Genomic DNA, 16727 nt, shown 5'->3' on the forward strand with positions numbered 1-16727 from the left:
TTTCTTCTTTAATTATGCAGTTAGTTAAGGATCCTATTTGGGTACCTGCGAGTAATGGTATTGCTGCTGGACCTTCTTCTTCTGCACCTGTTGGTGTTGTTGTCAATGTTCCGCTAGTAGATGTTGCTGCTATGGAAGATGATTTGGGTAATACAGCATTGATGAACCGAGTACTGCCACCTTAATTACTACTTTTTGCTGAATCAAGTGGTTCAGTTTCTGTTAGGGATAGAGGTGTGATGAGGAGGGTGTAAAAGGAGGAGTTCATTATAAAAATAGATTTTATTTATCACTACCGGGGTAACATAATTTTATGAGTTTTTGTGTGTGGGTGGTGTCTTTATACTACGTTTAGTGTTGTGCATTGTGTTTTTTCATATGAGGGCGCCATTTGTATTTTTAGAGCGAATGATTAATTATGTATCTCACATTGATCATGAAGTAGTTGGGAAAACATGTGTGACATTTGACTTGGATCAGTTTTTTTCTTTTTTTATTGAGTCGATATAATCTAGGTTTTAAGTATTGCAGGTAAATAATGATCAATTGATGCACCATATATTAATACAATACTTTTGTTTGTATAATTAGTTGTCGTTTATTGGATGTAAATATTTATTTTTTTTTAAGCTATATACGAGCTACCATGGCCCACTGGGGTTTTATTTTGCCTTAGTCTTTGTGCATAGGAACTACTGCTTTTGAGGATGTGAGTTTGGTAGTGTGGATAGTGTGAGTTATTTTATAAATTGAGCTAATTGAGCTATAAGAATAATGGTGACTATACCTATTCATGGCGTTGTGTCTGGGTTGATGATAGGATGAGGACGATGAAATGATAAATACAAACAGTGAGCGGAGAGAGAAGTTGTTATTGCGCATGTTATTATTGCACATTTGTTCAGTTAAGTAATGGCACAATTAGTGCATTGTGATTGATACTTTATTTATTCTTATTCATCTATGCAGCCAATTAGTTTTATTGGTATTGGGTGTGAATGTTTGTTTTTTTTAGTTATAATATGCAAGTTGTTTCGCGGATGAGTGGGTTGTCATCTTGGGTTTGTTAGTCGTGGGAGTTTTTCTGCTTGAGTTTGAGTTGATGACAATAAGTAGATAAGTAGATAAGTAGATAAGTAGATAAGTAGATAAGTAGATAAGTAGAATAAAAGTAGAAATTGATGCTAGTGCCAATTAGAAATAGCAGATAAGAATAAACAATAAGCGAGGGGGGTTGTTGTGTATCCTGCTTTACCTGTAGCTAGTGTTGCCTCTGCTTCTCTGCCTGCTGAAGAATCTGTTGCTGCTGAAGAATCTGTTGCTGCTGAAGAATCTGTTGCTGCTGAAGAATATGTTGCTGCTGAAGAATCTGTTGCTGCTGAAGAATCTGTTGCTGCTGAAGAATCTGTTGCTGCTGCTGTAGCATCATCTAGGGTTGATGGGTCTTCTTTGCCTGTTGTTAAGATATGTAAGGGGGTGAGTGCTAAGGGTAAGTGTAAAGCTCCTGCCAAAAAGCGAGGTACTTCCGTAGTTGCTTCTCCCTTAACTACTGCTATAAGTAAGGGGGTTAGTGCTAAGAGTAAGGGTAAAGCTCCTGCCAAAAAGCGAGGTACTTCCGCAGTTGATTCTTCCCCAACCGCTGCTATAAGTAAGGGGGTTAGTGCTAAGAGTAAGGGTAAAGCTCCTGCCAAAAAGAGAGGTACTTCCGCAGTTGATTCTTCCCCAACCGCTGCTATAGGTAAGGGGGTGAGTGCTAAGGGTAAAGCTCCTGCCAAAAAGAGAGGTACTTCCGTGGTTGCTTCTTCCTCAACAACTACTACGGATAAGGGAGTGGGTGCTAGAAAAGGTAGGGGAAGGGTTTGTTCTAAAAAATCCTCTGTTTCTGTTCCGGATTGTTCTTCACTGCATGCTATGGCACTTCCTGAGTGCCTCCCAATGATTAAAGATCTCTTTTCTAAGGTTGGTGTATTTGCTAGGAGTGTTTACGAGTACATGATAAGCGAACAACTCTCACCAGAAGTAAGTGACGAGCTTTCAGTGACCGAAGAAGCTATTTGGTACTCGACCCATATGGCAATGTGTGAGACTAGTTTTGTGTCCATGTGCCTTGGTGAGTACCATGCCAAGTACCGCCCTCGTTTTGTGCGTTCTATTTTTCTTTCTAAGATTCAGATATTATCGGATGCCGATGGTAGTTTGCTAGATTTTTTATTGGAGCTAGATTGTGCTGTTCTTAGAGAGGTGAAGTATATTTTTAACTCTTCTTGGAGTGAAGTTTCCGTTTCTCTGGAAGAGGGATCCTTGAGTGCCATTAGCTGTGGAGATTTTGTTAGAGTTCTTAATGTTGCTGGCATTCCAGCAGTAGCGTTATCGGCAAATGTAGAAGTTCCTACAAAAGAAGGAAGTAGTAAGAAGGGCACAGTATCGGGGTCTGCTAGTGTTAAAGGACTTACGCACTCTTCTCCTACCGTTCCCCAATCATTATCATCTCAATCTGGTTCACAGTTGGGTTCTTCGTTGCCATTAGGAGAGGACTCTGGTGCCGCACCTTCTGAATCGGCTATGCTGTCCTCTCCTGATATCGAGATTATTGAGGAGCCGCTTGTTTCTACCGAAGCGAGTGCTCTAACTGCCTCTTCCTCTGGTGCTTCATTGTCTGTTCAATGTGTTGATTTGCTGGGTGTTAAATTACACCCTGATAGTGCTAGAATAATTTGTGATCTCTTTTATGCAATTCGTAGATCTGCCAGAATGTCCTGCTCGAAGGGACTGTATCGTCTCTTAATGGCTGTGAGAGGTGAACTTTCAGGTGTTGTTCGGGTTATTTGGTGCAGAACTTATAAGGAACTTCATTCGGTTAATTTTATAGCTAAGTGTCTTTGTTTGTATCATTCCAATTATCGTCCTGATTTTGTACGTTCTCTTGGTGATATTCGAGTACTTTCGGGTTCCTCTGATCATAGGCTAGTACAATTAACTGGAGGTGAGTTACTAAGTTTTTTATCGAAACTGGATTGTGCACTTCTTGAGGAAGTTAGGTCTACATTTAACTCGGAGTGGGATGAATTAACTGATAAAGTTTTTTCTGAACTAGAAGGCGAGTCATTGAGTGGTGTTGTTTGTGAAGATCTTGTTAATGCTTCCGATGCTGTTGGTATTCCTGCAGTGGCATTTTCAGTTTCCCCCGGATATGAAAAGTATAGAAAACGTGTGATAGCTAAAAGCAGGACGTTAGGAAGTGGTCAACCTAGTGTATCTGTGCGTGCTACTGTCTCTGCCGTTGTAACATCACCTGTGGGTACTGGAAAGTCCTCTGTTTCTGTTCAGGATTGTGCTTCACTGTGTGCTATGGTACTTCCTGAGTGCGCTCTAATGATTGAAGATCTCTTTTCTGAAATTGGTTCACTTGCTATAAGTGTTTACGAGGACATGGTAAGAGAACAGTTCCCGTCAGAAATGAGTAGCAGGCTTTCGGTGGCCGAAAGAGCTGTTTGGTTATTGACCTACAGGGCAACATGTGAGGCTAGTTTTGTGTCTATGTGCTTTGGTGAGTACCATGCCAGGTACCGCCCTGATTTTGTAAATTCTCTTTCTGAGATTCAAGTACTATCGGATGTCAAGGGTAGTTTGCTAGATTTTTTGTTGGAACTAGATTGTGCTATTTGTAGAGCGATTGAGTCTGTTTTTAGCTCTTGTTGGAGTGAAGTTTCTGTTTCTTCGGAAGAGGAGTCCTTGAATGCCATTAGTTGTGGAGATTTTGTTAGAGTCCTTGACATTGCTGGCATTCCCGCAGTAGCGTTATCGGAAAAGGTAGGGGTTTCAATAAAGGAAAGTAAGGGTAAGGGTGCATCAGTAACTAGTGTTGTAGATCTTACGCATTCTTCTCCTCTCAGTCCTCAGTCATTACCATCTCAATCTGGTTCACATTCTGTTGGAGACTCTGTGGGTGAGTCTTCTTCTAATCTGGTTGCAGCAAAAAGACATAAGGGTAACGATAGTGTTTCTGTACCTGCTTGTACTACTACTGCTGTGGCACAGACAGTTTCTACTGAAGCTGGTACCGTAACTGCTTCTGCGTTTCCTACCTCTTCCTCTCGTGCTTCATTATCTGTTCAATGTGTTGATTTGCTGGGTGTTAAGTTACATCCTTGTAGTGCTAGACTGGTTTATGATCTCTTTTCTACTACTCGTGCATTTGCCAAAAAATCTTGCTCGCGGGTACTGAGCCGTTTCTTAAGTGATGTAAGAAGTGAAATTTCTACGGTTAGGCAGGCTGTTATTTGGTGCAGAACCTATAAGAAACTTCATTTACTTGGTTCTATGGCTAAATTTCTTTGTACGTATCATTCCAAGTACCGTCCTGATTTCATACGTTCTCTTGCCAATACTAGAGTATTATCAAGTTCATCTGATTGTAGCCTAGTGCCATTAAGTGGACGTGGGTTACTAAGTTTTTTATCGAAACTGGATTGTGCTATTGGTGAGGAAGTGAAGGCTGTATTTAACTTGGAGTGGGATGAGTTATCTGTTTCAGCTTTTGCCGGACTAGAAGATGGATCATTGAGTGATATTGGTTGTGCAGATCTTATTAATATTCTCTATACCGTTACTGCTCCCGTAGTGGTATTTTCAATTTCTAAAGGATATGAAAAATATCAAAGACGTATGATATGTCGAAGACGTGATCTAAACAAGAGCAAGACATCAGGAGGTGGTGCTAGTTCTCCCTGGACTTCTCTCCGACAAATTAGGACCGAGCCCAAGCCTGGGTCTTCTTCAACTCTTGGTCCTGTTATTAAACCTGTTGGTATGTTAACTGTTTCTGATCAACCTAGCAGTGTATCTGCGGTTGGCACTGTCTCTACCGTTGTGACATCACCTGATGGTGCTAGATCTTCTTTGCTCCATGTTAAGACCGTTCCTAAAAAACGTGTGATAAGTGAAAGCAAGATATCAGGAAGTAGTGGTAAACGTGCGGAGGGTACGGAGCCAGGAAGTCTTGCTATTGATGTTGTCCGCTCTTTGGTTGCCTCTCTTCCACGACTTGAGCCTCGGCATGGATTATCTTCTCGATCTGAATCATCGTCTAAGCGTCGTCTTCTATCTAAGATGCAGTTAGGGTCTTTGTCGCTATCAGATGCGGGTTCTGATCAGTCTCCTGGATTTGCGCTTTTTTGTAGAGATCAATCTGTCAGTTTATCTTCTACTGATACTGTCTCTACTGCTGTAGCGTTACCTAAAGGTGATGCTGGTTCTTCTTCATCTCTTGCTGCTACTGAGTCTGTTGCTGCGTCAACTGTTTCCGATAAACCTGTTGCTGCGTCAACTGTTTCCGATAAACCTGTTGCTGCGTCAACTGTTTCCGATAAACCTGCTGGTGTATCTACTACTGACACTGTCTCTGCTGCTGTAGTATTACCTAAAGGTGCTACTGAGTCTTCTTTGTCTCTTGCTGCTACCGGATCTGTTGCTGCGTTAACTCTTTCTGGTGAGTCTTCTTCGATTATTAGTGAGGATGTTCTAGTCTCGACTGAGGTTGTTGCTTCCTCTTTGGAAGCTTTAGAAGATGAATCACCTTCACCCTCGTCTTTATCTCCATCTGAATTAGGATTAGCTGCTGATATTTCCTCTGCTTCTCCTCTGGCTAGGGAAGGTATAGCTAGATTGACTGCGATTGATATTGCCTCTGAGTCGTGTGGGTTAGGTGGTGAATCACCTTCGCTTTCACCGGCATCTTCATCTTCATCTTCATATATGTATTCGTCTCCATCTGAATCAGGATGGGATGCTGATCTTTCCTCTTAAATCATTTGTTATGCAATTAGTTAAAGGACCTTTTGAGGTACCTACGAGAGGTAGTAGAGGTATGTTGTCTCCTCACTTCAGGGTAATTGCTCACATGGGAAGTGGACGAAAGGAAAAGAAATGAGTAGTTTGTGAGAAGGATCTTGCTTCCTAATGCTAGTGTCACATAGTTTTATACGTTTGTTGTGTGTAGGTGATTTTTTTTTGTAAGATAATGGCCATCACTTGTGTTTGCGTGCTTGGATATTGGCCTTGTTTTTTTCTCATATTAATTTGGGTTTTTAGGCAGTATTTCATTTCCCCCACCTTTCTTGTCCAACAACAGTAAATATTACAGTACATTTCTTTACACCAATATATTATTTACAATTTGCACATTATGAAATAAGTAACACTTATGCAATCATATTTATAACATAAAGTATCACTAAATTAATGGATAAAAGACTAATTTTTAGTTGCAATTAGAGTAGTGAGTATCTATGTTTTATCTTGGTGATTGGTGGTTTCTTAATGAATAACAACGACCGTTATCACCTTTTCCTATCCAAACTAAGTTTTATTGGTTTTCTATATTAGGGTTTGCGATTTTTGTTCTGTTACCTTCTGTTAGTATTATGTTAGTAGACTATTCATTACAATAATATAACATACATATATGTTGATGCGGATGTGTTAAAGGTTAGTTATGAATCCTGTAGTCGGAGTCTGTGATTCTTACATTGGTACTGAATGTGATAATCACCCTGATCGAAGTTCAATGGTTAATTTGCAGCAAGCTGAAGCTACATCTGTTTGTGTATTATACAGTATTGCTGGCACCACCACCTACACCACTGTTGCTACCTCTGCTGTAGGCAATGGCAAGGGTAGTGATAAGGATGAGAAGGGGGTTGGACCTGGTGTTCCTGCTTCTATTTCTGCTATAAAACTTGTTCAAGTTCCTGTTTGGGAAATTCCTGTTAATGTTCCTCCCTCTACTTCTATTGGAGGGATTGTTTACCTTCCTGTTCAATATGTTGATTTGCTAGGTGTTACGTTACTTCCTGAGGTTGCTGAAATAATTAAGGAGCTCTTTTGTAATTTTCGTAAATTTGCTGATCTTGTGTGTGATGTTGTGGTAGCTGACTATCTATCAACAATTAGCGAGAGCAGCGAGCTTTCCGCTACAGGGAGATATATTTGTTGTAAAAATTACAGGGAACTACACCTATCTGCTCTTATGTACAGGTGCCTCTGTGTGTATAATCTCAGATACCGCCCTAATTTTATACGTACCCTTACCATCACTGGCATTCAAGTATTATCGAGTTCATCTGATCGTAGGTTAGTACCATTAACTGGAAGTAGGTTACTAGATTTTTTATCAAGACTGGATTGTGCCATTAGCAACATAGTGAACTCTGTGTTTAACTTGAAGTGGGATGAAACAGCTAAGAGGTTTTTTTCTGAAGTAAAAGAGGGATCCTTGGGTTATGTTGGTTGTAAAGATCTTATTGCTGTTCTCGATGCTTGTGGTATCCCTGGGGTGGCGCTTGCAGAGCTTCGAAAGCATGAGAGACAAAATAGAGGTGGTACGTCGGGAAGTAGTAGAGGTACAGTTGGAGGTACTTCAGGAGTTGGTACTATTGATCTTGCACGTTCTTTGCCATCTAGTGCTCAGTCGTTTCAATTGCCTCAGTCTAAACCTCAATCACGGCCAAGATTTTCGTCTCCATTAAGAGAATATGCTGGCTCGCCTTCCGAATTAATTAGATTATCTTCTGCTGTAGGTCCTGATGGTGATGTTCCATTGTCTGTTCAATGTGTTGATTTACTTGGTGTCACGTTGCTTCCTGACAGTGCTGAAATAATTAATAAACTCTTTCGTGATCTTCGTGTGTTTGCCAGGAATTTTACCGGTAAGGCAGTAACTGTCCACTCTTTCACGAATTTGATGAATAGTAAACTTTTGGAGATCGGGCGAGCTATTTGGTGCAAAAATTATAAGGAGGTGCAAAAATCTAATTTTATGTATAAGTGCCTTTGTGCATATTATTCTAGGCAATACCCTGACTTTATACGTGCTCTTGCCGGTATTAAAATATTATCCAGTCCCTCTGAGCGTAGGTTAGTGCCGCTAACAGGGGTTGTGTTGCTAGATTTTTTATCGAGACTAGAGTGTGCTATTCGTGAAACGCTGCTGCACATGTTTGAACTAGATTGGGGTGAAATGGTTGGTGATATTTTTGACAAACTAGAGGAGAGATCGCTGGATGCTGTTAATCTTAGAGATTTTGTTAGTGTGCTCGATGTCGCTGGCATTCCTTCATCAGTAACCTCTGGTTCCTCGGGGTATCTTAGATATTTCGTGGGAGTTAGAGATATTAGAGATAAGAATTCAAGAATTAGTAGTAAAATTACAAGTGAAGATGTAGTTTTAGGAAGTAGTGTTGTTGTAGCATTACCTAAAGGTGATGCTGGTTCTTCTTCGTCTCCTGCTACTATTGAGTCTGTTTCTGTGTCAACTGTTTCCGATAAACCTGTTGCTGCTTTAACTGTTTCTGATGAACCTGCTGGTGTGACTGCTACTGATACTGTTTCTAATGCTGTAGCGTTACCTAAAGGTGCTGCTAAGTCTTCTTTGACTCTTGCTGCTACTGAGTCTGTTGCTGTGTCAACTGCTTCTGATGAACCTGCTGGTGTGACTGCTACTGATACTGTCTCTACTGCTGTAGCATTACCTAAAGGTGCTGCTGGTTCTTCTTCGTCTCTTGCTGCTACTGAGTCTGTTGCTGTGTCAACTGCTTCTGATGAACCTGTTGGTGTGACTGCTACTGATACTGTTTCTACTGCTGTAGCGTTACCTAAAGGTGCTTCTAAGTCTTCTTTGACTCTTGCTGCTACTGAATCTGTTGCTGTGTCAATTGCTTCTGATGAACCTGCTGGTGTGACTGCTACTGATACTGTTTCTACTGCTGTAGCATTACCTAAAGGTGCTGCTGGTTCTTCTTCGTCTCTTGTTGTTACTGAGCCTGTTGCTGCTTTAACTGTTTCCGGTGAGTCTTCTTCGATTATTAGTGGGGATGTTCTAGTATCGACTGTGGTTGTTGCTTCCGCTTTGGAAGCTTTAGAAGATGAATCACCTTCACCTTCGTCTTTGTTTCCATCTGAATTAGGATTAGCTGCTGATACTTCCTTTGCTTCTCCTCCGACTAGGGAAGGTAGAGTTAGATTGACTGCGGTTGATACTTCCTCTGAGTTGTGGGGGTTAGGTGGTGAATCACCTTCGGTTTCACCGGCATCTTCATCTTCATATATGTATTCGTCTCCGTCTGAATCAGGATGGGATGCTGATCTTTCCTCTTTCTCTCCAGAGTCACCTTTATTGACTAGAGAAGTTGGATTAGTTGAGGAAGGTATTGCTTCTACGTTGGGGGCTTTGGGTGAATCAACTCCTGCGTTCTCATCTGAGCAGCTAATAGTGCCGATTACTGCCTCTTCTTCTATTTCTGCCCCTATAGGAGAATCTTTTACGGCAGCTAAGGGTAGTTCTTATAGTTATTTTTACGGACCTAAGAAATCATTTATTATGCAACTGATTAAAGGGACTTTTGAGGTACCTACTAGCAGTGCTGACATTGGACCTTCCTCTTCCGCGCTTGTGGATGATGTTCAGCCAGTAGCTGCTGCTAATGATATTGCTGCTGAGGAGGATGATGTGGGAGCGGGATTGGCAGCGTTGCTGAATCGAGGGTTTTTACCTTCAACACTAATTGCCAGTGAATCAAATAGGTCTATAAGAGTTGATAGAAGTGGAGTATCTTCTTCACATCATAGTGGTGCTCAGAGAGGAGGTGGGCATAAAAGGAAGAGGAGTTAATTGTGAAAATTGATCCTATTTCTTGTTATTATCATTGCAAGATTTTATGCGTTTGTTGTGTGCAGAGGGAGGTTGTGCGATAGAGGCTCTTCTTCTTTGCATTGTTGAATCCTTATATGTAGGCGGTGTTTTTTTGCCTGTATTCATTTAAATTTTTGTGTTTTCCCAGCCCTCCACACTTACTTGTTCGATAAATATTACACTACATTAGTGAAGTAGTATATTTATTTAGTCATTTTTTATAGCAATACATTATTTTATCGTATTTTGTAATTTGTACGTTATCAAAAACGTTATGCTTATACAATCATACCCACTATATAAAATAGTACTAAATTAGTGGATAAGGAAAATTTTTAGTTTGATATTAATAAATAACAATGATCTTTTTTATCTTAAATTTTGCAATTTTTGTACTGTCATATATTAATGTAAGTAGTTTTTAGATATACCAATGACCCACATACTTTATATATGTTTATTTTTTCATATGTAATTTTTTATACCATATAAATTTTTATATTAAATGTATAAAGCTTATTTTTTTGTGATACCAATGCTTAATTTTTTATTAATTAAAATAATTATTAATGATCTTAGCGATAGTAAATAAATCTATACGGCGCACAATTTATTAATCGCTAAGTTTTTTGTTAATTTTATGTTTCTATAATAAAATTATTATCAATCACTAATCACAAAATTTGCATACAAGAAGATATGTTAAATATTAAATTCGTATAATGTACATACTAATAATTTAGATATTTATTTTTTTATTGCATTTATGATATATATATTATTAGTATTACTAAAGTATATTTTAAATACTCACACAATTTTTATATTATCCATATCAGTATACATATATTTCGTGATCCACTTACATTAAATATGCATATTGGTTAATTTATTGTTTTACTTTGATAACATTAATCCATGTCATGCAACACATTTTATGTTTTTGTTATGAAGTATGGTGATTAGTATTTGACATAAATATGTCATTGCTTATCTTTTGTGCAACTGGTAAAAATATGTCTCTCGATAATGTTAAGTAATAAATGCTCTTCATGTTAATTATGTAATTGTGATTTCTTTGTTTGAAGCATTAATAATTCTTTAATATGCTTAGTACATTACTACAGTGTATGGCATTTAACTACATATTAGGCATGATTGGTTGTTTTTTTGACGCATTTTTTTGCCTAAATTAAGATATAAAAATAATAATGGTGTATGGCACATGTTATGTGCAGTGTTATCTACTGTTTGTTGTGGTGTATATCTATTATTTTGGCATGTGAGTTGATAGTAGGATATTAATGTAATGAGCATGAGTAGATGGAGGGGGTGATATTCATCCTGTGACTGCAATTGGTGATGCTACTTCTAGTTATTATCCTGAAAATAATGAAGGTGGCAATAATAAAGAAGATAGTACTGTACAGTGTGGTGTCTCTTCTGGTTGTTATTTGCAGCAAGCTGAGGCCATTTTTGATACTGCTTCAGATACTACCGTATATAATGGAGTGATTACTAGGACTATAAGTAATATTCCTGCTGAACATTTTATTGCTACTACTGTTCTTTCTGCTGATGATAATGTTTCTTGTACAACATTTGCTATTCCTACCATTGCTGGATCAATGAATGATATCGTACCATCTACTGTTTCTGCTGAATCAAGTGTTGTTAGATCTTCTGAAACGTTAACCTCTAACTCTTGTGTTTCATTTTCTGTTCAACGTGTTGATTTACTAGATGTTACATTACTTTATGAGGATGCGGAGCTAATTAACAACCTACTTAATGATTTTCGTGAGTTTGCTAAAACTACTTGCGAAAATATGGTAACCAACTATGTTTCAACGACTGTAGTAAGTGGTAAACTTTCTCCGATTGGTAAAGCTATTTGGTGCAAAACTTACAGGGAACTACATAAATCTAGTTTTATATCTAGTTGCCTCTATGTGTACCATGTCGAGTACCGTTCTGGTTTTATACGTACTCTTACTAGCGTTCAAGTAGTATCAAGTTTTTCTGGCGGGATAGTGCTATTAACGGGAAGTAGGTTACTGGATTTTTTATTGAGACTAGATTGTGCTATTCTTGAGATAGCGAATTCTACATTTAACTCAGAGTGGGGTGAAGTAGCTGAGAGAATTTTTTCTGAACTAGAAGATGGATCCTTGGATGCTATTAGTTGTGAAGATTTTATCAATGCCCTCGATATAGTTGGTGTTCCACTAGTAGCAATTTCAGGTTCTAAAACACGTGCAAAAGGTAAAGATAAAGGTAAGACGTCGATAAGTAGTAGTGAGGGTATAGCATCAGGAAGTATTAAGGAACCTACACATAATTCTCTTCCGTTTCATAGATCACTGTTGTTCCAGTTTCAGCCTGAATTATCATCTTATCCGTATCATCAATCTGGTCCGCAATTAAGTTCTTTGTCTCCATTAATTAAAGCTGATATTCTACCTTCAAAATTTATTAAATTGTCTTATGATGGAGTATCTTCTTCTGGTTCTACTGCAGTAAATGGACAAATTGTTAGCAGTAATGGTTTTGTTAGTGCTACTGTTACTTCTTCTGCAATGCTAGACTTTTCCTTGTGTGTGCCATTACCTGTTAAACATGTTGTTTTACTGGGTGTCACGTTACTTCCTGATGGTGCTGAAATAATTAATAAGCTCTTTAGAGATTTTCGTGTATTTGTTAAACGTGCTTGCGTGGGTATGGTAACACGTTATCTGTCAATGATTGTAAGTGGTGAGCTTTCTCCAATTGGTAAAGATATTTGGTGCAAAACTTATAGAAAACTACATGAATCTAATTTTATGTCTAGGTGTATTTGTATATATCATGCTAAGTACCGTCCTGGGTTTATACGTACTCTTACTAATGTTAAATTATTGTCAGGTTCTTCCGATAGGCTAGTGCTATTAATGGGAAGTAAACTACTAGATTTTTTACTGAGACTAGATTGCACTATCCTTGAGATAGTGAGTTCTACATTTAACTCGGAGTGGTGTGAAGTAGCTGAGAGAGTTTTTGCTAAAATGGAGGATGGATCATTAGATGCTGTTAGTTGTAAAGATTTTGTTAATGTCCTCGATGTTGCTGGTGTTCCTGCAGTAGCGATTTCAGGCTACCAAAGACACATGAAATATGTTAGTGAATCTTCAGCTCCTGCTGCTAAAAAAGAGTTTCCTATGGACAGAAATAATAGTTCTTTGAATTATCTTCGCGGACCCAAGAAATCGTTTATAAGTAGATTTTTGGGTATGGTTGGTCCTTCTTCTTTGTTATCTGTAGCTAATGTTTCCACCACTACTTTTTTTTCAAAGTATGACTTGAGTGCTAATGAATCTTCACTGGCTCCTACCGCAGAAAAAGAACTTTCTATAGGAAGAAGTAGTAGTTCTTTGAGTTATTTTCGTGGACCCAAGAAATCATTTATGAGTAGATTTAATATTGTTGGATGTTCTTCTTCAGTATCTGCAGGCAGTAATGCTGTGGTTTCAGTTGCTGCTAAGGATGAGGGGGATGAGAGAGAAAGATTGTTAGTATCGTTGAATTGTGGATCACCTACTGACGGTAAATCAAGTAGCTCAATGATGGACGATAGTGGTGGAGTGTCTTCCTCACATTGTGGAAGTTCTAAAAGGATACGTGGACGGAAAAGGAAAAATTAATTTCGTAATTTTGAGTGCTGATTTTATTACCAGTATTGCATAATTTTATACTTTTTTCTGTATGCAAGATATATATATAATGGTTCTCCTTTGTATTCCTTCATGATTAAATAAAGTTTATGTTTTTGTTCTCATATACTATTTTGACTTTTTCAAAAAATCATACCCACACCATTCTATGTTTAATATGCGTTAGTAGTAAGTTAACTTATAAATTTTTTAGCTCAATTAAAATGGCAGGCATTTGATATTATAATTTTATTTCTTAATAAATGATAAAGACCCTATTTTATATAAACTAACTTTTATTGTTTTTTCTATAAAGTCAGGGCAAACATAATCGATGTTCTCTATCTAAAAATTATTTATATCAATTATTAATGTTTCATCTAATTGTTGTCTATTACGTATATATTATATTTTAGTATTTTCTTGAGTTTAGATGAGATTTGCCGGAAGAATAAAAAATCATATATATCATATAGGTTATTTCCAATTTCTACCCGAATAACATTAGTTATAACGTTAAATTGTATGTATTATTTATTTTTAATTATTGAAATAATATATTGATATTTATATCTTGCAAGTTGTTAAAATATTTGCCATGTTGTTGTGGTGTCTCTAATAGTTAATGCATGTGAGGTGATTTTGCATGAGTGATTGCAGCATGATCGATGTGGATTCTTTGCGCTACCCTTCGATTGATATGGAGTCTTCAGATAATGACATAAGTGTTCATTTCTCTAGCACTGTGCAGCATTCTAGTAGTAAATATATTGATGCATATAATATATGTAAAACAGGAGGGAACTCTCTTGTAGAGGGCAGTTCCATTTCATGCCAATCAGTTTTTTATCAGGATCTGGTTAATCCAATTCATTATTCTACAAATCATAGGCTATTGTTGAATTCTGTTCTAGGTAGTTGTTGCACCGTGTTCGGTAACACAATATTAAACAATGATTTGAGATCTATAAGTGCACTTGAGAATTATTTTATAAATTGTCTATTTGTTGCTATTACCGATGTACTATATGCTTTTGGAGAACGTTTCTCCAATTATCTAATACTTAAGGGATACAATGTTGTTTCAATAAAAGTATTAATCTATGATTTCATATCGTACATTAAATCTAACGTTAGTACTATCATGAGCGAAATTGACGATAAATGTTTGACACTTTTTTGCTCAAAAATTAGTGTAGAACTAAGAAAAATATTAATAAATTCATCAGTATTAGATGGTATTACAGAAAGATTGTTGCTTCCTGGTGAGGTTGATGTATTGGAGTCATGCTTTAACGCGGTCATTTCAAGCAATAAGAGAATATTAGTCGATTCTACTATTGATAGGTATACCTTTTATCTTAGAATTACTTTGTTTCCTGATGATGTTGTTGTTAGTAGAGACTATAAAGAAACTATTATTTCATATTGTTCCGCTGCTGCTTTTTCATGCAAGTTTTCTTTATTTTTTTCAAAAGGCAATAATTTTGTAGATAATACTGCTTGTTTTGATTCACATCTAATATCATTTCCTTATTCTTATTTTATGTATAATCGAGAAAAATTAACGACCCTCAAGTCCGGTTTGAGAACTTTTGATGCTTATTTGTTAAATAATATAAAGTGTGATTTTATTATTTCTGTAACTAGATTAATTGACTTAAAGATTGAAGAAATCGGATTGTTGACCAGAAGAACAGTAGATATCTCTGATGTTCGTTTGGGTTTGATTAATTTAGAATTAGATTCTTACAGATTAAGGTCAGAAATATGGAAAGATGCCGTTGATATTTTTGATAGAAATTTTTTTCCCAGATTGCATGATTTAGGATTGGGAGCGGTAAGTGACTCATATAGTGGCACTGTAATTAGTATGCTAGATGATAAAGAGTTTGTTTATTCCTTTATTTGTGATCTATTTTATAGTATCGACACCATATTTAATAGAAATTTAAAAAAATTGATAAATGATATATCTAAAGATAGAAGTGAAGATATATGTAGTTGCCAATATATAAACGATCCGCTAATTAGTAGTAATAAATTTATTTGGATGTTTGGGTTTTGCATAGAAGAATCGGCTGTAAGTATTATTAATCACGGTATAGATCTTTTTTTAGTTGAGTCTAAATATCATATTCCTTGCTTATTCGATAAGTTGGTTTCATCCTACTTGTCCTCTAGAAATAAAGACGATACTGACCTATCTTTATATTTTAGCGCTTACAAGGCATTTTCTTTGGCTAAAACAAAATCTTCTGAAGTTTTTTATGAAAAAATTGCTCCTAAAATGCAATCGTTAGTGGACTCTGTTGTTATACGTGATAAGAATGTGTTTAGAATTGCATCGTTAAGGGAAACTATACATATCATCAGGAGTTGTATTTTTGATATTGATAACTCGCAGCTTAAGATTATGGATTATGCGTGGAGGAGTGCTATAGGATTGCTTACTGAAGGAAAGTAGCTTAGCGGTAAAAATGGCAATCATGGATCTGATGGATTTTTAGTTGATGCTTATGTAACTTAGTTAAAATACATACGTACTATTATAAATAGTACACAGTTTTGTTATTTTTACTTAAAGTATTGGTGGTGTTGCTCTGCATTTGTGATTCTTAACGAAGTAGCTATGCACTTGCTTTATTTGTTATTTCTTCCACCTGTGGTAGGTGTTATTTTTTATAGTTTACTTGTAAAGTATTAAATGTGGGCCAATTTTTGATGGGTTTTAATGCGGACAATATGTTGTTGGATAGAGATCCTGTAGAGTCCAGAGAGCTTATTTATTATCCTACTGTTTTGTCTTATAATGCGGGGGTGTGCTTTGCACTGTAACCAGTTGCTGTAATTAAATGCTCATGTATATAAAGTATTATATCCATCAAGACGGATATGGGAATTTAACCAAGTTTCTCTTTTTCTATATCGTCAAATACAATCTTGGTATCAAAAGTTATTAAAGAGTTTTGCGTGTTTTTTGAGTAGCTTCCTAGCTCTGTGATGTGGTGGGTACATCACAATCAACTGTCCCTGTTCAATTATTTATCTTTGTTGTTGTCATCAACTGCTCATCAGGTGCTATTGCTATTGGTTATAAAAAGAGGCGATAGGTTAGCTCGTTCAACGTACACCGCAGCCGTATATTCATAGGGACCTGATCCAAGAATAATTAATCTGCTGCCTGCAAAATTTGCTGCTTACAATTTTGTCTCTTGCATTTTTTTCTGCATTATTTTTACTCTTACCTGTAAAATTTACTGTCCGTAGAAAGTGAATTTAATAATTGCTTTTATTGATAATTGTGTCAACAATATAGCTTCTAAGTACACTTTTTTGTCGTTACCTTG

At 37.0% G+C, this 16727-nt stretch carries 6 protein-coding genes; all 6 read left to right on the plus strand.

What is annotated here, in order from left to right; translation table 11 throughout:
- Positions 1-14: 14 nt before the first annotated feature.
- On the plus strand, positions 15-185 hold the full coding sequence (locus tag A6733_RS08980) for a hypothetical protein (RefSeq protein WP_175330602.1): 171 nt from the start codon (positions 15-17) through the stop codon (positions 183-185).
- Positions 186-1239: 1054 nt separating this feature from the next.
- A complete protein-coding gene (locus A6733_RS05645; protein ID WP_092460633.1) occupies positions 1240-5805 on the plus strand; it encodes a hypothetical protein in 4566 nt (1521 codons plus the stop codon).
- Positions 5786-5929 carry a hypothetical protein gene (locus A6733_RS08985; RefSeq protein ID WP_175330669.1) on the plus strand — a complete coding sequence of 48 codons (144 nt, stop codon included), beginning with the start codon at positions 5786-5788 and terminating at the stop codon, positions 5927-5929. Before A6733_RS05645 ends, A6733_RS08985 begins: the two co-directional genes overlap by 20 nt.
- A gap of 564 nt (positions 5930-6493) precedes the next feature.
- Positions 6494-9667, plus strand: coding sequence for a hypothetical protein (locus tag A6733_RS05650; protein ID WP_092460635.1), 3174 nt, complete (start codon positions 6494-6496; stop codon positions 9665-9667).
- A gap of 1367 nt (positions 9668-11034) precedes the next feature.
- Positions 11035-13368 carry a hypothetical protein gene (locus A6733_RS05655; protein ID WP_092411427.1) on the plus strand — a complete coding sequence of 778 codons (2334 nt, stop codon included), beginning with the start codon at positions 11035-11037 and terminating at the stop codon, positions 13366-13368.
- 655 nt (positions 13369-14023) lie between these two features.
- The gene (locus A6733_RS05660) at positions 14024-15844 is read left to right on the plus strand and encodes a hypothetical protein (RefSeq protein WP_092460637.1); all 1821 of its coding nucleotides are present in this window, start codon (positions 14024-14026) and stop codon (positions 15842-15844) included.
- Positions 15845-16727: the final 883 nt, after the last annotated feature.

Source organism: Candidatus Ichthyocystis sparus (assembly GCF_900078745.1).
Lineage (GTDB): Bacteria > Pseudomonadota > Gammaproteobacteria > Burkholderiales > 2013Ark19i > Ichthyocystis > Ichthyocystis sparus.

Excerpts from the sequence above, each read along its gene's own strand:
- A6733_RS05660 (WP_092460637.1), top strand. The coding sequence starts at position 14,024 with ATGAGTGATTGCAGCATGATCGATGTGGATTCTTTGCGCTACCCTTCG.
- A6733_RS05650 (WP_092460635.1), top strand. The coding sequence starts at position 6,494 with ATGAATCCTGTAGTCGGAGTCTGTGATTCTTACATTGGTACTGAATGT.
- A6733_RS08985 (WP_175330669.1), top strand. The coding sequence starts at position 5,786 with ATGCTGATCTTTCCTCTTAAATCATTTGTTATGCAATTAGTTAAAGGA.
- A6733_RS08980 (WP_175330602.1), top strand. The coding sequence starts at position 15 with ATGCAGTTAGTTAAGGATCCTATTTGGGTACCTGCGAGTAATGGTATT.